The organism is Rhodanobacter sp. FW102-FHT14D06, assembly GCF_043950705.1.
Lineage (GTDB): Bacteria > Pseudomonadota > Gammaproteobacteria > Xanthomonadales > Rhodanobacteraceae > Rhodanobacter.
Genome location: NZ_CP170722.1, coordinates 1,266,147 through 1,285,297, shown reverse-complemented (window position 1 = coordinate 1,285,297; position 19,151 = coordinate 1,266,147). Strand labels below are relative to the sequence as shown.

At 68.5% G+C, this 19,151-nt stretch carries 18 protein-coding genes; 4 read left to right on the top strand and 14 right to left on the bottom strand.

The genetic code is table 11. The features are described from left to right. Positions 1 to 197: 197 nt before the first annotated feature. From ACFCQI_RS05930 to ACFCQI_RS05920, 3 genes are all read left to right on the top strand, one after another. On the top strand, positions 198 to 1,400 hold the full coding sequence (locus ACFCQI_RS05930; protein ID WP_395120477.1) for an aromatic amino acid transaminase: 1,203 nt from the start codon (positions 198 to 200) through the stop codon (positions 1,398 to 1,400). A 163-nt stretch (positions 1,401 to 1,563) separates the two neighbouring features. Then, on the top strand, positions 1,564 to 2,481 hold the full coding sequence (locus ACFCQI_RS05925) for a recombination-associated protein RdgC (protein ID WP_395120475.1): 918 nt from the start codon (positions 1,564 to 1,566) through the stop codon (positions 2,479 to 2,481). A gap of 132 nt (positions 2,482 to 2,613) precedes the next feature. Next, positions 2,614 to 3,384, top strand: coding sequence for a M48 family metallopeptidase (locus ACFCQI_RS05920; RefSeq protein WP_395120473.1), 771 nt, complete (start codon positions 2,614 to 2,616; stop codon positions 3,382 to 3,384). Positions 3,385 to 3,406: 22 nt separating this feature from the next. Here ACFCQI_RS05920 and ACFCQI_RS05915 read toward each other — a convergent pair whose 3' ends face one another. From ACFCQI_RS05915 to ACFCQI_RS05870, 10 genes are all read right to left on the bottom strand, one after another. Continuing rightward, positions 3,407 to 3,802 (bottom strand): YciI family protein, encoded by a 396-nt coding sequence (locus tag ACFCQI_RS05915; protein WP_395120472.1) that lies wholly within the window; start codon positions 3,800 to 3,802, stop codon positions 3,407 to 3,409. Positions 3,803 to 3,840: 38 nt separating this feature from the next. Further along, the gene (locus ACFCQI_RS05910; RefSeq protein WP_395120470.1) at positions 3,841 to 4,386 is read right to left on the bottom strand and encodes a sterol desaturase family protein; all 546 of its coding nucleotides are present in this window, start codon (positions 4,384 to 4,386) and stop codon (positions 3,841 to 3,843) included. 164 nt (positions 4,387 to 4,550) lie between these two features. Next, positions 4,551 to 5,489 (bottom strand): alpha/beta fold hydrolase, encoded by a 939-nt coding sequence (locus ACFCQI_RS05905; protein ID WP_395121275.1) that lies wholly within the window; start codon positions 5,487 to 5,489, stop codon positions 4,551 to 4,553. A gap of 44 nt (positions 5,490 to 5,533) precedes the next feature. Continuing rightward, on the bottom strand, positions 5,534 to 7,396 hold the full coding sequence (locus ACFCQI_RS05900; RefSeq protein WP_395120468.1) for a M1 family metallopeptidase: 1,863 nt from the start codon (positions 7,394 to 7,396) through the stop codon (positions 5,534 to 5,536). Positions 7,397 to 7,469: 73 nt separating this feature from the next. Next, positions 7,470 to 8,111 carry a glutathione S-transferase family protein gene (locus tag ACFCQI_RS05895; protein ID WP_395120467.1) on the bottom strand — a complete coding sequence of 214 codons (642 nt, stop codon included), beginning with the start codon at positions 8,109 to 8,111 and terminating at the stop codon, positions 7,470 to 7,472. Positions 8,112 to 8,212: 101 nt separating this feature from the next. Continuing rightward, positions 8,213 to 9,166 carry a prolyl aminopeptidase gene (pip, locus tag ACFCQI_RS05890; protein WP_395120464.1) on the bottom strand — a complete coding sequence of 318 codons (954 nt, stop codon included), beginning with the start codon at positions 9,164 to 9,166 and terminating at the stop codon, positions 8,213 to 8,215. A gap of 21 nt (positions 9,167 to 9,187) precedes the next feature. Continuing rightward, complete coding sequence (acpA, locus tag ACFCQI_RS05885; RefSeq protein WP_395120463.1) at positions 9,188 to 10,882, bottom strand: acid phosphatase; 1,695 nt, start codon at positions 10,880 to 10,882, stop codon at positions 9,188 to 9,190. Between the two features lie 16 nt (positions 10,883 to 10,898). Continuing rightward, a complete protein-coding gene (locus tag ACFCQI_RS05880; RefSeq protein WP_395120461.1) occupies positions 10,899 to 12,452 on the bottom strand; it encodes a S10 family peptidase in 1,554 nt (517 codons plus the stop codon). A 16-nt stretch (positions 12,453 to 12,468) separates the two neighbouring features. Further along, a complete protein-coding gene (locus tag ACFCQI_RS05875; RefSeq protein ID WP_395120459.1) occupies positions 12,469 to 14,022 on the bottom strand; it encodes a S10 family peptidase in 1,554 nt (517 codons plus the stop codon). A 95-nt stretch (positions 14,023 to 14,117) separates the two neighbouring features. Next, positions 14,118 to 14,645 (bottom strand): Lrp/AsnC family transcriptional regulator, encoded by a 528-nt coding sequence (locus ACFCQI_RS05870; RefSeq protein WP_395121273.1) that lies wholly within the window; start codon positions 14,643 to 14,645, stop codon positions 14,118 to 14,120. Positions 14,646 to 14,748: 103 nt separating this feature from the next. Between ACFCQI_RS05870 and ACFCQI_RS05865 the strand changes: the two genes are divergently transcribed. Beyond that, positions 14,749 to 15,678 (top strand): DMT family transporter, encoded by a 930-nt coding sequence (locus ACFCQI_RS05865; protein WP_395120458.1) that lies wholly within the window; start codon positions 14,749 to 14,751, stop codon positions 15,676 to 15,678. A gap of 16 nt (positions 15,679 to 15,694) precedes the next feature. Here the strand turns inward: ACFCQI_RS05865 and ACFCQI_RS05860 are convergent, their stop codons facing one another. From ACFCQI_RS05860 to ACFCQI_RS05845, 4 genes are all read right to left on the bottom strand, one after another. Then, on the bottom strand, positions 15,695 to 16,324 hold the full coding sequence (locus tag ACFCQI_RS05860) for a hypothetical protein (RefSeq protein WP_395120456.1): 630 nt from the start codon (positions 16,322 to 16,324) through the stop codon (positions 15,695 to 15,697). Further along, a complete protein-coding gene (locus ACFCQI_RS05855) occupies positions 16,324 to 16,590 on the bottom strand; it encodes a DUF2249 domain-containing protein (protein WP_136259712.1) in 267 nt (88 codons plus the stop codon). The genes ACFCQI_RS05860 and ACFCQI_RS05855 overlap by 1 nt, the downstream gene beginning before the upstream one ends. A 199-nt stretch (positions 16,591 to 16,789) precedes the next feature. Next, positions 16,790 to 17,557: a bifunctional demethylmenaquinone methyltransferase/2-methoxy-6-polyprenyl-1,4-benzoquinol methylase UbiE gene (gene ubiE, locus ACFCQI_RS05850; RefSeq protein WP_395120454.1), complete on the bottom strand. Its 768-nt coding sequence runs from the start codon at positions 17,555 to 17,557 to the stop codon at positions 16,790 to 16,792. A 215-nt stretch (positions 17,558 to 17,772) separates the two neighbouring features. Beyond that, the gene (locus ACFCQI_RS05845; protein WP_395120452.1) at positions 17,773 to 19,131 is read right to left on the bottom strand and encodes an amidohydrolase family protein; all 1,359 of its coding nucleotides are present in this window, start codon (positions 19,129 to 19,131) and stop codon (positions 17,773 to 17,775) included. Positions 19,132 to 19,151: the final 20 nt, after the last annotated feature.

Below are 19,151 nucleotides of genomic sequence, written 5' to 3'. Positions count from 1 at the left end.
CGCCACGGATCACGCGGCGGCTCCGCGCGCTGCCGTGGGCGGCGGTTGCGGCCCGCCCGCCGCTGCGGTGGCCGGCCGGCTCTTGCTATAGTCGGCGGTGTTTCGCGCCGTTCTCCCGTGCGTCGCGCCGCCATGCCGGAGAAAGCCGTCCATCGACGGCCCCGGCGCGTGCCTTCCCCACCCATCGAGTACCGATCGTGTCCTTCTTTGCCCCCGTTGAAATGGCCCCTGGCGATCCGATCCTGGGCCTCACCGAAACCTATCTGGCGGACGCGCGGCCGCACAAGATCAACCTCGGCGTGGGCATCTACGTGGACGAGCAGGGGCGCATTCCGCTGCTGCCCACCGTGCACGAGGTGGAGCTGGCGCTGGCTGCGGCGGCGAAGCCGCGCGGCTACCTGCCGATCGACGGCCTCGCCGCGTACAACCGGCTGACCCAGCAGCTGGTGTTCGGCGAACGGTCGCCGCTGCTGGCGGCCGGCCGCGTGGCCACCGCGCAGACCATCGGCGGCAGCGCCGCGCTGCGCGTGGCGGCGGACCTGCTCAGGCAGGTGGCCGGTGCAAACGCGAAGGTCGCGATCAGCAACCCGAGCTGGGGCAACCATCACGTGGTGTTCCGCACCGCCGGCTTCGAACTGCTGGAGTACCGCTACTACGACGCGGCCAGCCACGGCCTGGATTTCGCCGGCATGCTGGAAGATCTGGGCCGGATGGAACCCGGCACCGTGGTGCTGCTGCATGCGTGCTGCCACAACCCCACCGGCGTGGATCTGGATGCCGCGCAGTGGGCGCAACTGGTCGAATTGCTGCGCGAGCGCAAGCTGCTGCCGTTCGTCGACATGGCCTATCAGGGTTTCGACCGCGGCACCGAACAGGATGCCACCGCGGTGCGCGTGCTGGCGGACTCCGGCATCGAGGCGTTCGTGGTCGCCAACTCGTACTCCAAGTCGTTCTCGCTGTACGGCGAGCGCGTGGGCGCGCTGTCGATGGTCGGCGCCGATCGCGACGAGGCGGCGCGGCTGCAGTCGAAGATCAAGCAGGTCATCCGCACGATCTATTCCAGCCCGTCCACCCACGGCGCCGCACTGGTCGCCGGCGTGCTGGGCAGCGCCGAGCTGCGCGCGCGCTGGGAGCAGGAGCTGGGCGGCATGCGTTCGCGCATCCACGCGATGCGCGCGGGCTTCGTCGAGAAGCTGGCCGCGCTCGGCGCGCCGGATTTCGGCTTCATCAACAAGCAGGCCGGCATGTTCTCCTACTCCGGCCTGAGCAAGGCGCAGGTGCACCGCCTGCGCGACGAGCACGCGATCTACGCGCTCGACAGCGGACGCATCTGCGTGGCGGCGTTGAACGAGTCCAACCTGGACGCCGTGGCCGCGGCGGTCGCCGCCGTCTGCCGCTGACTGTCCACCACCGCCTTGCTCCACCGTTCACCCTGAGCGTAGCGCAGCGGAGTCGAAGGGCACGCTGCGATACCCTTCGACTTCGGCCTTTCAGGCCTGCGCTCAGGGCGAACGGCGGGAGCTGAAATCCTTCCCGCCGGCTTCATCAATACCCGGATACCGAATGTTCTTTCGCAACCTCACCCTGTTCCGTTTTTCCCCCGCGGTCGCCACCGATCTCGATCGCCTCGACGAGGCCTTGGCCGAGCACCGGCTGCGCCCCTGCGGCCCGCTGGAGATGTTCACCAGGGGCTTCGTGCCGCCGGTCGGCCGCGGCGAGGGCGAGCCGCTCACCCATGCGGTGAAGCAGTCCACCCTGTTCACCGTCGGCGGCGAGGACAAGCTGCTGCCCGTCGCCGTCATCAACGACGAGCTGCATCGCAAGGTGCAGAAGATCGCCGAGGAGGAGGGCCGCAAGGTCGGCGGCCGCGAGCGCAAGCGGATCAAGGAGGACCTGCTCAACGAGCTGCTGCCGCGCGCCTTCGTGCGGCAGTCGCGCATGTCCGCCTACGTCGACAAGAAGCACGGCTGGCTGGTGCTGGACACCTCCAGCCGCAAGTCGGCCGAGAACGCGCTGAGCCAGGTGCGCGAGGCGCTGGGCAGCTTCCCGGCGGTGCCGCTGGCGCCGGAAGAAGGTCCGCGCGTGCTGATGACCGACTGGCTGGCCACCGGCAACCTGCCGGCCGGGCTGGCGCTGGGCGACGAATGCGAACTGCGCGACCCGGCCACCGCCACCGGCGCGATCGCCCGCTGCCGCCGCCAGGATCTGGATGCGGAAGAGGTCAAGGAGCACCTGCGCAACGGCAAGCAGGTATTCCTGCTGGGGCTGACCTTCGACGACCGCATCAGCTTCGTGCTGGGCGAGGACCTGGTCATTCGCAAGCTGAAGTTCCTCGACGTGGTGCTGGACGAGCTGGGCGACAGCCAGGCCGACGCCCACGCCGAAATGGACGCCAGTTTCGCCCTGTTGACGCTGGAACTGGCGCGGTTGCTGGCCAAACTGGAGGAATGGTTCGGCCTGCCGCGTCCCACCGACGGATGAGATTTCGCAGCCGGCCGGAATTGCGGCCGGCCTGCCGCCCGGCCCTTGCGCCGGGGCGCCGGCTTGCCGGCATACTGTCTGTCCGGATTCGCCACGCCGACCGCGCGTGACGTACCGGATGGACGGCAGGACATGACGCAGCATCTCGAAGGCGACTGGCTGGAACTGGCGATGGCAGGCGGCAACACCATCCGGGTGTTGAAGGCCGCCCATCCGCGTGCGCGACGTTTGCGCCTCACCGTCACGCCCAAGGGCGCGCGGGTGTCGTATCCACGCGGCACGCATCCGGCGCAGGTCAGCGCGTTCCTGCGCAGCCACGCCGTGTGGCTGGAGCAGAAGCTCGACGAACTGAACCTGATCGTCAAGCCGCTGCCGCCGCTGCGCATCGGCCATGCGTGCCACTTTCCGCTGCGCGGCGAACTGGTGGAACTGGACTGGTCCGAAGGCACCTATCCGAAGATCGAGGCGCATGCGCGCGGCCTGACCCTGGTGGTGCCGCGCCCGCACAGCCGCGCCTTGCCGATCGCCCGCGGCCTGCTCGCCTCCCACCTGGAGTTGCTGATCCGTCGCGACGTGTCGCGCTGGATGGCGGTCCACGTGCCGCAGCTGGGCCTGGCGCCGACCTCGCTGCGCATCCGCCCGATGAAGAGCCTGTGGGGCAGCCTGGACACGCGCGATCGCATCAACCTCGACCTCGCGCTGGCGCTGGCGCCGTCGGCCGCGTTGCGCTACGTGCTGGTTCATGAGCTGTGCCACCTGCGCGTGCGCAACCACTCGCCGCGCTTCTGGGCACTGGTGGAAACGCTTTATCCCGACTGGCGCGAACAGCGCGACTGGCTGCGCCAGCACGGCGCGATCCTCAAGGCCGAACTCGACCGGCTGGTCGCCGACGTGGCCGATTGAACGGCGCGGCGTCCTCGCCGGCTCAGGCGTCGGTGGTCTTCCAGCGTCGCGGTGTCTCGTTGGTGACGATCTCCACGCTGGAGCGCACCGACTCCAGCGGACGCACCTCGACGGTCAGGCCGAAGGCGAGGCAGGGGTTCTCCGCGGCGATCGAGGCGGCTTCCTCCAGCGTGTCGGCCACGATGAACCAGTAGCCGCCGACCAGCTCCTTGGATTCGCTGAACGGACCATCCGTCACCGCTTCGCGGGACACCAGCTTGCCGCGGTTCGCCAGGCGGCTGCCCGGCTTGAGTCGCCCTTGCGCCAGGCCTTGCTCGTACCAGGCGTAGAAGCGGTCGATGGTGTCCTGCACGGCGTCCTTGTCGGCATCTTCGTCCCATTGTCCGCGCGAGATCAGCAGGTACTCGTTTGTGGGCATGGAACCTGGCCTCGATAGGGGGCGCGGTGACGCGCCGGTCAGACTGCCTTGCGCGGCTGGCGCACGTAGCGCGTGCGCAGCAGGATGTCCCACAGCGGCGTGGTGACGCCGAAGTTGGTATCCGGGTGGTAGTGGTGCACGTGATGGGCGCCGGCCCAGCGGCGCAGCACCGGCTGCTTGAAGCGCACGTGGTGGATGATGAAGTGGGCCAGGCCGTAGACGATGTAGCCGAGCGTGATCGAGCCGGCCAGCAGCAGCGCGAACCCGAACGGCATCAGCACCACCAGCACCGCGGTCAGCGCAATCAGCACCATCGCCGGCAGGAAGAACGGCAGCGAGTCGTAGCCGAGCGGACGCTCGTGGTGCATGCGGTGGCCCTGCTCGAACAGCGGGATGCGGGTGTGGAACATCCAGCGGTGGAAGAAGTACTCGATGAAGCTGAAGGCGAACAGGCCCAGTGCGATCGCGCCGGCAGCCAGCCAGGGACCGCCGTCGAGATGGCGCCAGCCGACGACCAGCAGCCACGCGCCCAACGCCGTGTCCAGCACCAACTCGGTCCAGTAGTTGGTCCGCGTGGTGGACATCCGCGCAATCGCATCCACAGCTGAACGAACGAGGTTCTGCTTCATCGTTGCACTTTCTTGCCAGGCGCCATGCCGGTGTGCAGGCTCATGCGTGCATTCTCCCATGTCGGCAACCACAATCCATCATGTTTTCCCCCGCCGGCTGCCGTGGCGACCGGTTCCGTTCAGTGCGACAGCGCAAAACCGGTGAGTATCTGCGCCGTCGTCTCGGGCTTTTCCAGCATCGGCAGGTGGCCGCAGCCGTTGATCGTGCTGGTGCTGATCGCGCTGGCGGCGGTCAGTCCGTTGCGCAGGCTGTCCAGCGCCGAGATGTCGGTGATCCTGTCATCGTGGCACCACAACCCCAGCACCGGCATGGTCAGCCGGCCCAGCCGCTGCTGCAGCGCCAGCGGCTGCGCGTGCCAGGCCTGAAACGTGCGCTGGATGAAATCGCGGTCGCGCCGATTGCGCTCGACCAGCACGTCGACGAAGCGGCCGGGCCGGTCGGGCGGCTGCGCGAACTCCAGCGCGGCCAGCTGCGCGTAACCGGCGCGGTCCCCGAACAGGTAGGGGTTGTTGCCCGCGCGTACCAGGCGCGTCAAGTCGCTCTCGCCGGCTTTCAGGCCGTACGCATCGAGCAGGGCCAGGCCGGCCACGCGCTGCGGCTGGTCGGCGGCATACGCGGCGGCGATCGCTGCGCCGGTGCCGTGGCCGGCCAGCATGAAGCGCGGCAGTCGCAGTGCCTGCACGAAGGCGTCCAGTCGCGCGGCCTGCGCGTCGACGTCGTAGTTGCCCTGCGCCACGCGCGAGGATTCGCCCCAGCCGGGCAGGTCGGGGATGACCAGATGGAAATGCGCACTCAGCAACGCGGCTACCGGCAACCAGACATCCTTGTCGCCGGCGAAGCCGTGCAGCAGCACGATGGTCGGGCCTTCGCCGCCTTCGTAGTACGACCAGCGGGTGTCGCCGACCTGCACGCTGTGTGTTTCCAGCTTGGCCGCCATCGCCTCGCGCAGGTGCCCGGCGCGCATCAGCCATTGCGGCGCGAACAGGTAGCTGCCGCCCAGCACGATGGCCAGCAGCGCCACCAGCCAGGCAAGGAACTTCAGCCGCCGTCGCAGCATGCGCTTCCACAGCGGCGTGGTCGTGTCGGTGGGCGAGGTCGGGCTCACTCAGGCTTGTCCGCCTGCTTCGCCTTGGCGAGGATGCCCTCCACCACCTGCTGGGTCAGCGGGTGGTAGCCGGCTTTCGCCTTGGCGTAGACCTGCTCGGCGAAGGCCAGTCCTTCCGGCGTTTTCACGAACGCCTTGTACAGCGGCGTGGTGAGGTAGATGCGGCCGATCCGGGTCATGTGCTCGGCGGCGGCATCCCACACCGCCTTGTCGCCGGCGGCAATCGCGTGGCTGTACCAGCGCATGCCGATCTCCGCGTTCGGCGTGCCGGTGAGGTGCCAGGCGGCGTCGAGCTGCTGCATCCTGTCCAGCGCCGGCGCGTCGGGCAGGCGGTCGAGGAAATACATCCACTCCTGCGTGTTCCATCCCTTCGCGTCGAGCTTGTCGGCCGCCAGCGTGCCGGCAAGAAATTCGCCGCGCTGCCTGTCGATCGCGTCGAAGCTCGGCGACTCGGGCAGCGGTGCATCCTTGGGGATGCCGCTGCCGTAGACCCATTCGCGTACCTCCGCCCAGCTCATCTTGCCGGGGTACTTCTCGATCAGGTTCGGCTTCATGTAGTCGAGCATCTGCTCGGTGGTGATGCTGTGCCAGGCGAAATGCTTGAAATAGCCCTTCAGGTAGGCATCGAAATCGGCGCGACCGAAGCGTTGCTCCAGCGTGCGCAGGAACCACGAGCCCTTGTCGTAGGCCACGTCGGAGAGCGAGTCATCGGCGCCCACGCCGCGCGGGTCGGGCGCCAGCTTCTGCGCGTTCTCGGCCATCGCGCCGATGCTTTTCTGCAGCGCGCGCGCCGACAGCAGTGCCTCCTCGTCGGCCTGGCTCTTGCCGTACACCGCCTCGGTGATGCGGCCCTGCACGTAGGTGGTGAAACCCTCGTTGAGCCAGATGTCACGCCACGCCGCGGCGGTGACCAGGTTGCCCGACCACGAGTGCGCCAGCTCGTGCGAGACCAGCGAAACCAGGCTCTTGTCGCCCACCAGCACGGTCGGGGTGGCGAACGTCATGTTCGGGTTTTCCATGCCGCCGAACGGGAACGAGGGCGGCAGCACCAGGATGTCGTAGCGGCCCCAGGCGTAGGGGCCGTAGAGCTTCTCGGTGGCTTCGATCAGTTTCTCGGTGTCCTCGAATTCGTGCGCGGCCTTGGCCACCACCGAGGGTTCCGCGTACACGGCCGAGCGCGGGCCGGTTTCCTTCACCGCGAGGTCGCCGGCGGCGATCGCCAGCAGGTAGGACGGGATCGGGTGCGGCTGGTCGAACCTGAAATCGCCGTCAAGCGGATGCTGCGCGTCATTGAGCGCGCTCATCACCACGCGCATGTTCTTCGGCGCGCTGACGTGCGCGTCGTAGGTGAAGCGGATCGCCGGCGAGTCCTGCAGCGGCACCCACGAGCGCGCGTGGATGGATTCGGACTGCGAGAACATGAACGGCGCGCGCTTGTCCGCCGTCTGCGCCGGGGTCAGCCACTGCAGGCCGGACGCGGTGGGTGCCGTGCTGTAGACGATGCGCACCTGCGCCGGATGCTTCGGCGCGGTGATGGTGAGCTTGCTGCCCAGCTCCTTGTCGCGCGGTGCCAGCGCGTATTTCAGCGGCGTGGCCTTGCCGTCGGCGGCCAGCGCCTCGACCTTGGCGATCTTCAGGTCGCGCGTATCCAGCACCAGCGACTGCGCCTGCGGGTTGCGCCAATCCAGCTTCAGCGTCGCCTGGCCCGCGAGCTGCTTGTGCGGGAAGTCGATGTTGAGGTCGAGATCCAGATGTGTCACCCGCACCTGGTCGGGCTGGGCGTAGGAGTTCGGATCGTTGGCTTGGGCAGCCACCGGCAACAGCAGCGTACCGAAGGCAAGAAGCGGAAACAGGCGCATGGGCGGGAGATCTCTCGGGCCGGGAAACCCCGAGTATGCCACCGCCGCGCAGGCTGCCGCCTGTGACGAAAGCTCAGGGCAACTCGCCTGCCGAATGCGGGTCGCTCGCGTACGGATGCATGGTGGCGAGAAAGCCCGGTTGTGCCTCCACTCGGGCGATCCAGGCGCGGATGGCGGGATATTCGTCGAGCGCGAAGCCCGCCTCGGCCGCGCGGCTGCCGTAGGCGAACAGCGCGATGTCGGCGATGGTGTAACGCTCGCCGGCGATGAAGTCGCGCTCCGACAGCTCGTGCTCCAGGATCTCCAGCGTGCGCTGCGCCGCGTGGCGCTTCGCCTCCACCAGCGCGGGTGCGCGTTGCGCCAGCTTGCCGGTCAGCGTCCAGTGCCGCAGCGCGCCGAGCACCGACTCCACCCGCTCCTGCTCGAAATGCAGCCACTGCTGCACCTTGGCGCGGCCGAACGCATCACCCGGCACATACGGCGTGCCATCGGCCAGGTACATCAGGATCGCGTTCGATTCCGCCAGCGTGCGGCCGTCGTCCAGTTCGATCGCGGGCACCGTGCCGGTCGGGCTGATGCGCAGATAGCTTTCGCTGCGGCCCTCGCCCTCGAAGATGCTGACCTCCAGCGTGCGATACGGCCGGCCGAGATGATGCAGCAGCTGGCGCACTTTCCAGGCGTTCTGCGAAGGCAGGTAGTCGTAGAGGGTCAGCATCGGCAACTCCATCGAGGTGAGGCGCGCATTCTGGCGTCACCGCGCCGGGCGCGCCATCCGCTTCTTGCGCCGACGCGGTTCCGATCCGAAACGGCCTGTCGTCAGCAGTACCGATCGGCCAGCGCGTCAGTGGCCTCGACCAGGCGGTCGACGATGGCCGGATCGGCCGCGCTGTGGCCGGCGAGCACGAAGTGCAGGGTGGCTTCGGGCCAGGCCTGGGCGAGGTCCCAGGCGCTGACGGCGGGGCAGATGATGTCGTAGCGGCCGTGCACGATGGTGGCCGGCAGGTGGCGGATGCGCGGCACGTCGCGCAGCAGCTGGTCCGGTTCGAGGAACAGCGCGTGACGGAAGTAGTGGGCTTCCATCAGCGCCAGGCTGACTGCGTGATGCGGGTCTTCGAAGATGCCGCCGGCGTCGGGGTCGTGCACCAGGGTGGTGCTGCCGCCTTCCCACGCGCTCCACGCCTGCGCTGCGGCGAGGCGGGTGGCTTCGTCGGTGCTGTTCAGGCGCTGCCAGTAGGCGTCCAGCATCTCGCCGCGTTCGTCGCTCGGGATGAAATCGCGGAAGCGCGCCCAGCGTTCGGGGAAGATCTGCCGTGCGCCGCCATCGACTTCGTTGAACCAGCGCAATTCCTGCGGCCGGCCGAGGAAGATGCCGCGCAGCACGATGCCCAGGCAGTGCTGCGGGTGGGCCTGGCTGTACGCCAGCGCCAGGGTCGAACCCCAGGAGCCGCCGAACACCACCCAGTGCTCGATGCCCAGGAAGGCGCGGATGCGCTCGATGTCGGCGACCAGGTGCGTGGTGGTGTTGTCGGTGAGTTCGGCGAACGGGGTGGACTGCCCGCAGCCGCGCTGGTCGAACAGCACGATGCGGTAGCGCGCCGGATCGAAGAAGCGGCGGTGATAGGTCGACAGGCCGGCGCCCGGTCCGCCGTGCAGGAAGATCACCGGCAGGCCCAGCGGGTTGCCGCACTCCTCCACGTGCAGCGTGTGCAGCGCATCCACGGGGAGGCGATGGGTCTGGTACGGCTCGATCTCCGGGTACAGCTCGCGCATGGTCGGTGTTTCCTGCGGGGGTCAGGCGCTGGCGAACTGCAGCGCGGCGGTGAGGTCGCCCGGCGGCGGGCCGCCGGCGGCGATCATCGATGCGTCGCGCAGCTTCAGTCCGGGCAGCAGCTTGAGGTCGAAACGGCGGGTGAGGAAACGCAGGATCGAGCCGGTGTCGTAGATCGTGTGGTCGACGAAGCCCCGCTTCGCGTGTGGCGAGATCACCAGCGCCGGCACGCGCGTGCCCGGGCCCCAGCGATCGCCCTTCGGCGGCGCCACGTGATCCCACCAGCCGCCATTCTCGTCCACCGTGAGCACCACCAGCATGTTCGGCCACTGCGGGCTGCGCTGCAGCGCCTCGACCACTTGCGCCAGGTGCTCGTCGCCGGCATCGAGGCTGGCGTAGCCGGCGTGCATGTTGAGATTGCCTTGCGGCTTGTAGAACGTCACCGGCGGCAATTGGCCGGCTTCGACCGCGGCAATGAAATGGTTGCTGTCGGCGCGGCTGCCGGTGCCGGCGTCGCGCAGATGCTGCGCACGCGCCGCCGTGCCCGGGGCGAACTGGCGGAAATAGTTGAGCGGCTGGTGGTGCGGCTGGAAATCCGGCACCTGCGGAAACTCGCTGTGGTCGCCTTCGCCCTTGCCGTCGAGCGCCAGCTGCCAGGCGCCGGCATACCAGGCCCAGTCGATACCGGCTTGCGACAGCACGTCGCCGATGGTCAGGTGGCTCTGCGCGGGCAGCGTGTTCGGGCTGGTCGCATCCGCCAGCCGCGGATCGCGCGGGTCATGGCTGAAGCCCGGCGCATAGGCCGGCCCCATGGTGTTGACCGCCCAGAAGTCCGGCGTCATGGCATCGCGCGAGGCCCATTCCGGGCGACCCTGCATCGCGCTCGCCGGAGAGCCTTCGGCGAACTTCGGCAGGATGCCGGTGGGGTCGTCACCCTGCACCTGGGCGATCTGCAGTTTCGCCGGGCTCTGGTCGGCGTGCGGGAAGTACGGCGGCTGCGCGGCGACCAGGTACTGGTGGTTGAGGAACGAGCCGCCGAATGCGCCCATGAAAAAGTTGTCGCACAAGGTGTACTGCCGCGCCAGCTGCCACAGGCGCAGGCTGCGGGCCGTGTCGGCGTAGTGGCCCATCGGCATCGCGCCGGTGTTGCTCCAGGCCACGAAGCCGTCGTTGCGGCCGCCGTTGATCTGCAGCTGGTTTTCGTAGAAGCGGTGCACCAGGTCGCGGGTGATCACGCCGTGCGGCAGCAGCTCGCCATCGGGCGTGCGCAGCGCGAAAGGCCGGTTGGGCAAACCGGTGATGGCCTGCTCGTCGATGAGGTAGCGGCGCCCGCCGACCACCTGCTCGCGCGGCACCATGCCGCTCCACACCGGCGGCAGCGTGGTGAGCAGACTGCCGTCGCGGTCGCGCTGGCGGTACTCGGGCGAGTCGAGCGCCTTGAGCGGTTGCGCCAGGCCGTGGAAGCCGGCGAACAGGTTGTTGAAGCTGCGGTTCTCCGCGTACAGCACCACCACGTGCTGGATATGCTGCCGCAGCAGCGCGTCGAGCGCAGCTTGATCTCCCGTCGGCGCACTGGCGTGGCGTGCGTCGTCGATGCGACAGCCGCCCAGCGTCGCGGCCGCACCCGCCAGCGCGATGCCGCCCAGCACGCGGCGCCGGGCAGGGTCGCGGGGTGCGTTCTCGTCGGCGTCGGGCGGTGCGCTCGGCTTGTCCGTCATGGCTGGGGAGACTCCGTCAGGGCCGCGGTGCGGCCTCGTCGTAGAAGCGCGCCAGATCCGCCTTCACTTGCTTCAAGGCGTCGACATCGAAGTAGATCATGTGACCGGACGGATAGAAACCGTACTCGATGTTCTTGCTGATCGCCGGGTCCAGGCTGAGGTGGCCCAGGTCGAACTCGGTGGCGTAGAACGGCGTGGCCAGGTCGTAGTAGCCGTTGGCGGAAAAGACCTTCAGATGCGGGTTGCGCCGCATCGTGTCGGCCAGGTCACTGCCCACGTACGGCGCCTGCGGGAAGCGCTGGTGCTCGCGCTTCCAGTCCCAGTTGCGGTTGATGACGCCGTAGTTGTTGGGCAGGTAGGCGTGGTCGCCGGTGTAGTTCAGGGCGCTGGTGGCGTACTGGTTGAAGGCGGCCAGGTAGGCGCCGGTGGCGGCATCGCTGGCGGCGTCGCCGTCGGGCGTCTCGCCGGCGGCATCCGGGTCGATGCCTTCGAAACGGCCGTCCAGACGTCCAACCGTGCGGCGCTGGTCGCGCAGCAGCTCCTTGCGGAAGCGGCTGGGGTCGATGCGCAGGTTGGCCTGCTTGATGTACGTCGTCGACAGGCCGGTGTACTGGCTCAGCTGCGTGGCGATGCGGTCGGCCTCGGCCGGCGTGATCGCGTCGCCCCTGGCCAGTGCCAGGGTGTAGTCGGTGCTGGCGAACTGGCGCACGGCGGCGATGAAGCCGGCCAGGTCGGCGGGCTTGTTCGGTACCTTGTTGTGGTACCAGGCGATCGCGGCCTCGGTCGGCAGGTTGACGATGTAGCCGTGGTCGACACCGGTGTTGGCCCACACGCTGAAGTCCAGGATCGAGGACATCAGCACGATGCCGTTGAGCTCCATGCCCTGGTCCTGCAATTGCTTGGCCAGCACCGCCGAGCGGGTGGTGCCGTAGCTCTCGCCGAACAGGAACTTCGGCGAGTTCCAGCGGTGGTTGTCGCCGACGTAGCGGGTGATGAACTTCGCGAACGCGTCGGCATCCTGATCGATGCCGTAGAAGTCCTTGCCCTTGGCCGCGCCGACCAGCTGCGAATAGCCGGTGCCGGGCGCGTCGATGAAGACCAGGTCGGACTTGTCGAGCAGGCTGTATTCGTTCGGCACCGTGCTGTACGGCGGCGGCGGGATCGGCTGGTCGCCCGCGTTGGCCACCCGTACCGGCCCGACCGAACCCATGTGCAGCCACATGCTGGAGGAGCCGGGGCCGCCGTTGAACAGGAAGGTGACCGGCCGCTGCGCGGCCTTGCCGTCGCCGACGGTGTAGGCCACGTAGAACATGCTGACCGTGGGCTGGCCCTTGTCGTCCTTGATCAGCAAGGTGCCGGCGGTGGCCTTGTAGGCCACGTTGCGGCCATCGATGCGCACGCTGTGCGAGGTCACCACCTTGCGTTCGGGCGGGATCGGCAGCGTGTCCTTCTTGGCGTCCTTGTCGGCCTGGGACTTGCTGTCGTGCGGGTTGCTGTCGGCCGCATGCAGCGGGGCGGCAAGGCCGATGGCCAGGACGAAGGCGAGCGGGGCGATGAGGGAATGGCGCATGGCGAGAGGCTCCGTATCAGCGCTGCGGCGCGGCAAGGTCGTAGAAGCGGGCGAGATCGTGCTTGAGCTGCTGCAGCGCCTCGGTGTTGAGATAGATCATGTGCCCGGAAGGGTAGTAAGCGAACGACAGATTGCCGCGCAGCGAAGGGTCCAGGTTCATGTGCGCCAGGTCGTACTCGGTGATGAAGAACGGCGTGGCGAAATCGTAGTAACCGTTGAGCGAGAGCACCTTGAGGTTCGGATTGGTGCGCATCGCGTGCGCCAGGTCGCCGGCCACGTACGGCAGCGGCAGCGCGCGGCGCATGCCCGGGACGGCGTGCTTCCAGTCCCAGCCCTGGATGATCTTGCCGTAGGTGGGGCGGTAGTCGAGCTGGCTCGGGTAGTCGAGCTGGTCGGCAAGATAGTCGTGGAAGGCGCTGACGAAGGCGCCGCTGATGCCGGTGTCGGAGGGGTCGTACTCCGGCGTTTCGCCGGCGGCATCGGGGTCGGTGCCGGTGAAGCGGGCGTCGTAGCGGCCCAGGATGAGGCGCTGGTCGCGCAGCAGTTCCTTGCGGAAGCGGCTGGGGCTCACGCGCAGGTTCGCCTGCTTGATGTATTGCACCGGCAGGCCGGTGAAGCCGGCCATCTGCGTGGCGATCGCGTCGAACTGTGCGGCGGGCAGATCCTGCCCCAGTGCCAGCGCGGAGGCGTAAGGGCCACGCGCCCAGGCGCGGGCCTGGTCGACGAAGGCCTCCAGCTCGGCCGGCTTGTTCGGGATCTTGTCGTGGTACCACGCGGCGGCGGCGAAGCTGGGCAGGTAGCCGACGTAGCTCTCGTCGTAGCCCGGCATGCGGATCGCGTAGTTGAGGATCGAGGACATCAGGATCACGCCGTTGAAGGCCATGCCCTTGTCCTGCAGCGCGTCGACCAGCGCGGCCGACCGGGTGGTGCCGTAGCTCTCGCCGTACAGGAACTTGGGCGAGTTCCAGCGCCGGTTGAGCGTGACGTAGCGCTCGATCGCGCGGCTGAAGGCGGAAATGTCCTGGTCCACGCCCCAGAAGTCCTTGCCGGTGGCCTTGCCCAGCGGGCGCGAATAACCGGCGCCGACGGCGTCGATGAAGACCAGGTCGGTCTTGTCGAGCAGGCTGTCGCCGTTGGCCACCAGGTGGTACGGCGCCGGCGCGGTGGCCTGCGGGCTGGCCGTCTCGATGCGCACCGGGCCGAGCGAGCCCATGTGCAGCCACACGCTGGAGGAACCCGGGCCGCCGTTGTAGAGGAAGGTCAGCGGGCGCTGCGAGGGCTTGCCGTCGTCGACGGTGTAGGCGACGTAGAACACGCTGGCCTGCGGCTGCTGCTTGTCGTCGCGGATGATCACCGTGCCGGCGGTGGCGGTGTACCTGATCGTGCGCCCGCCGATGGCGACGCTGTGCTGCGTGCGCACCGCCGTTTCATGGGCGGGGATGCGCGGATCGGTGCTGTCGTGGGTGGCGCTGGATGACGCGTTGGCCGGCGCCGCGTCGGCGGCATGGGCGGCGGGCAGGCCGGCGAGCGCGATGGTACTGGCCAGCAATAGCGAAGCGAGGCGGCGCATGGGGTTCCCCTGAGTTCGAGCAGCGTTCGAGTATGCGACGCCGTGTCGATGCGCGACCGTGACAAAAGTACTGGTCGCCCCGCGCGACCGGTGGATCAGTCGCCCGACATCGCCATCGCCGCGTTCCACATCGCGCGGGTCAGGGGCCGGTTCTCGTGCGGCGTCTGCAGCACGATCAGGGTGGTGGTGCTGTTGCTGGCGCCGGTCTTGAGCAGGCGGTCGAGCACCGACTCCAGGTGCCCGGTGGACATCGCCACCACGTGCAGCAGGGCCGAGTCCTCGCCGGCCAGGCGGCGGCATTCGAGCACCTCGGGAATGTCCTCGACCAGGCTGCCGATGCGCGCGCAGGTGGCTCCGTCGCAGCGCAGGCGCACCATCGCGCTCAGCGCATAACCGAGCCGGCGCGGGTTGACCGTGGCGTGGTAGCCGCTGATCACGCCGGCATCCTCCAGTCGCCGCACGCGTTCGGCCACTGCGGGCGCGGACAGGCGCACCAGCCGGCCGAGTTCGGCGAAACCGAGTCGCGCATCGCGCTGCAGCGCCTCCAGCAATTGCCAGTCCTTGCCGTCCAGTGCGGATCGGCCATCGGTCGGTTTCGATTCCAAGGTGACAACCTCTTTCATCATTTCGATCAGCGGCGAAACATCGCGATTCCGCCGCGATGCATTATTCACCGGCGCCATCGCCAGGACTAGGATGCGCGCTTCCCCGCCGGAGAATCCCCCCATGGATACCGCTCAACGTCTCGATGGCCGTGCCCTGCTCGCCATCGCGATCGCCCTGCTCACCTGGTCGTCGGCGTATGCCGCGATCGCCTATGCATTGCCCGCGTTCACGCCGGGCGAGGTGGCATTCGCGCGGCTGCTGATCGGCTCGCTGTGCTTCGCCGTGCTGCTTTGGATCCGGCGCGTGCCATTGCCGGCGCTGCGCGACTGGCCGCAACTGGCCCTGCTCGGCGTGCTTGGCCTGACCGTGTATCACCTGTGCCTGAACTACGCCGAGACGCGCATCGCCAGCGGCACCGCCTCGATCCTGATCTCGCTGGTGCCGGCGGCCACGGCGGCGGTGTCGGCGCTGTGGATCGGCGAACGGCTGGCCGCGCGCACGTGGCTCGGGCTGGCGGTGGCCCTGCTCGGCACGGTGCTGGTGGTGTTCGCCAGCGGGCAGCGCGTGGAGGTCGATCCGCACGCCTTGCTGGTGCTGGTGTGCGTGGCCGTCTCGGCGGTCTTCTTCGTCGGCCAGAAGGCGCTGTTCTCGCGCAGCAGCATGGTCGGGGTCACCGCGTTCGCGATGTTCGCCGGCACGCTCGGCGCGTTGCCGTTCGGCTGGCATCTGCCGCAGGCGCTGGCAGCGGCCTCGTGGCCGCACATCGGCGCGTTGCTGTGGCTGGGCATCGCGCCGACCTTCGTCGGTTACCTGGCCTGGAATCTGGCGGTGAACCGCTCATCGGCCTCGCAGGTCAGCAGCTTCATCTACCTGTCGCCGCCGATCGCGCTGCTGATCGGCTGGCTGTGGCTGCACGAGGTGCCCGAGGTGCTGGTGCTGGTCGGTGGTGCGATCACCATCGGCGGCGTGGTGCTGGCCAACGCACGGCGGCGGCCAGCGCCGCCGGCAGCCAGCCCGGCGCTGCCGGTGTCCTCGTGCGAGCAGTCGTGAGGACGACCGGCGCGCTTCAGTGCATCGGTGGGTGGTCGAGCCGGGTCAGCCGGATCACGTCCGGGTCATCGGCGTGTTCCAGCAGCAGGCATTGCACGCGCTCCTGCCATGCCCGACCGAATGCCGCGCGCTGTTCCGCGCTGGCCGCCGGATCGAGTGCGCCGCCGAGCAGCGGACGCAGGTTGGCCGGTGCGGGCACGCTCGAGAGATCCAGCTCCACCGCCACGCTCGCGCCGGTGTCGCGCCGGCGGACCCGCACGGCGGCGTGCTCGGCGGTGTCGGCATAGCTCAGCAGCGACTCGCGCGCGTAGCGTCCGGCAATGCCGTGAAAGCCGTTGGCGCCGGCCGCCCCGGTGATCAGGGTAAAGACCTGGCCGATCACGCCGTTGACGCCCTCGCTCTCCGGCCCCGGTATGAGCACCTCGACGCCCCCGCGCTCGGCTGGGCCGTCCGGGTACAGCGCGTGCAGCGCGGCACGCGCCATCAGGTACGCGCCGGCGACGGTGGGGCAGGAGTGTCCGGCCAGCCGCACCGCGTCGATATAGCGGTAGTCGAGCAGGCCGTCGTCGGCCGCACCCAGGAACGCCGCCAGCGGATCGCGCATCGGGATCGGCGGCGCCTGGTCGAAGAAAGCCGGGGTGCCCATCACTCGTCCGGCAAGCCGGTGATGCCGAAGTCGATCACGATGGCACCGGGCTCGCGCTGGCGGTAGGCCACGGTGAGGTTGTCGCCGAGGCGGTCACGCAATTGCGCGATCAGCGGCAGCGGGTCGTGGTCGTTGACGAAGCGCATGGTTTCGCCCGAACGCAGCACGCCGATCGCGCCGAAGATCGCGGAATGGCGGAAACGGCGGGCCACGCCGCGGGCATCGAACAGGTGGGTGTTGGGCTCGGTCTCGATATCGAGGGGCATGACGGGACTCATGGTGGGAAAGACCGCCCCAACATACGCCGTCAATGGCCATCGGCCACTGACCTGGATCAGGCGCAAACCCCGTGGCGCGCGATGCTCAGAGCCGGCGAAAAAAACCACTTCCTGGGGTTTTCTTCCATCGCGAGTCCGGTACAGGCCCGGACTCGCTCGCATGAGCAGTCACTTGCTTGACTGCTTCTCAGAACTTGTACGCGCGGTGGATCGCCACGATGCCGTTGGTCAGGTTGCGCACCTCGATCTTGCCGAAGCCGGCGCGCTCCATCATGCCCTTGAGCGTCTGCTGGTCCGGGTGCTTGCGGATCGATTCGGCCAGGTACCGGTAGCTGTCGGCATCACCGGCGAACAGCTGGCCCAGACGCGGCAGGACCTTGAAGGAGTGGAAGTCGTAGAGCTTGCCGAACGCCTCGCTCTGCACTTTCGAGAACTCCAGCACCAGCAGCCGGCCGCCGGGCTTGAGCACGCGGCAGATGTCGGCCAGCGCCTGATCCTTGTCGGTGACGTTGCGCAGGCCAAAGGCCATGGTCACCGCGTCGAAGGAGTTGTCGGGGAAGGGCAGCCGTTCGGCGTTGAGCTGGGCCCAGCGCAGGCCGGCGACCAGGCCGCGGTCGGTGAGCCGGTCGCGGCCGACGTCGAGCATGGCTGCGTTGATGTCGCCGACTACCACCTCGCCCGTCTCGCCCACTACCGGATGGAGCAGCGCGGCGATGTCGCCGGTGCCGCCGGCCAGGTCCAGCACGCGGTCGCCGCGGCGCACGCCGCTGGTGGCCACGAAATGGCGCTTCCATAACCGGTGCGTGCCGAACGACATCAGGTCATTCATCAGGTCGTAGCTGCGTGCGACCGAGGTGAACACCTGGCCGACCAGCTTCTGTTTCTCGCCCACCGGCACGTCGCGGAAGCCGAAGTGGGTGGTGGATGCGGGCGGGGACTTCGGCTGCTCGTTCATCCCTGCAATGCTACAGCAAGCCCTGGCGCCTCAATTGGATAACGCGCCTCTTGCTTTCGCCTCCTCTCCCTCCGGGGAGAGGATTGAGGAGAGGGGCAGGTGCTCGCCAGAACGCATGTCGAGGCGCGATTTTGATGTGGGTCCGGCCTGAGGCGGACCCTCACCCCAACCCGCTCCCGGGGGGAGAGGGGGCAAACGCGAGAGGTGCGGTTACTTTATTGAAGCGTCGGCTCGCCGCTTTTCTTGTAGATCACGCCGTCCTTCATCACGAACTCGACGTGCTGCATGACGGTGATGTCATCGAGCGGATTGCCGGGTACGGCGATCACGTCGGCGCCGCGGCCGACCGCGATGCGGCCGAACTGGTCGGACTTGTGCAGCAATTCGGCGGCGTGGGTGGTGGCGGCCTGCAGGGCGAACATCGGCGGCATGCCGGCCTGCACCATGTAGGCGAACTCCTTCGCGTTCTCGCCGTGCGGGAACACGCCGGAGTCGGTACCGAAGGCGATCTTCACGCCGGCCTTGTACGCCTTGCCGGCGGTGGCCATGATCACCGGGCCGACTTCCTCGGCCTTGCGCGCGACCTGCGGCGGATACCAGCCCTCGCGCGCCTTCTCCATCACGTACTGGCCGGCGATGATGGTGGGCACGTACCAGGTGCCGTGCGCCTTCATCAGCTTCATGTCGTCGGCATCCATGAAGGTGCCGTGCTCGATCGAATCGACGCCGCCCAGCACCGCGCGACGGATCGCCTCGGCGCCATGCGCGTGCGCGGCCACGGTGAAGCCGTAGTCGTGCGCAGCGGCGACCACGGCCTGGATTTCCTCCAGCGTCATCTGCGGGTTCTCGGAGCTGGAGCTTTCGTCCAGCACGCCGCCGGAGGGCATGATCTTGATCAGGTCGGCGCCGTCCTTGTAGTGCTGGCGCACGGCCTTCCACGCGTCGGCGGGCGAGTTGATGATGCCGTCCTTGGGACCGGGGTCGCCCTGCAGGTTCCAGCGGAAGCCATTGGTGGGGTCGGCGTGGCCGCCGGTGGTGCCGATGAACTTGCCGGCGCTGAAGATGTGCGGACCCGGCACCAGGCCGGCGTTGATCGCGTTGCGCAGCGCGAGCGAGGCATTGTCGTCGTCGCCGAGGTTGCGCACCGTGGTGAAGCCGGCGAGCAGGGTGCGTTTGGCGTAGACGGTGCCGCGGATGGCGTGGTCGGCCGGATTGAGGCGGAACTTGTCGCTGTAGGTGCTCTTGCTGAACTGCATCGTCAGGTGCGTGTGCGAGTCGATCAGCCCCGGCATGCAGGTGGCATCGGCCAGCCGGGTGAAGCTCACCGTGCCGGCGGCCTGGCGGTACGGCGCGATGTCGACGGTGCCGGGATGGATCTCCTTGATGCGGCCGTCCTCCACTACCAGCGTGGTCTGGCCCAGCATCTTGCCGGCGGCCGGGTCGAGCAGGCGCGCGCATTCGATCACGCTGACGCGGTGGTCGCCGGCATCGGCGCGGGCCGGCGCGTCGGCGCCGGCAGCCAGAGGGAGACATGCCACGAGGGCGGCGAACAACAGGTGGCGAGTCGTGGTCATGGTGGTTCCCCCGGGTGACA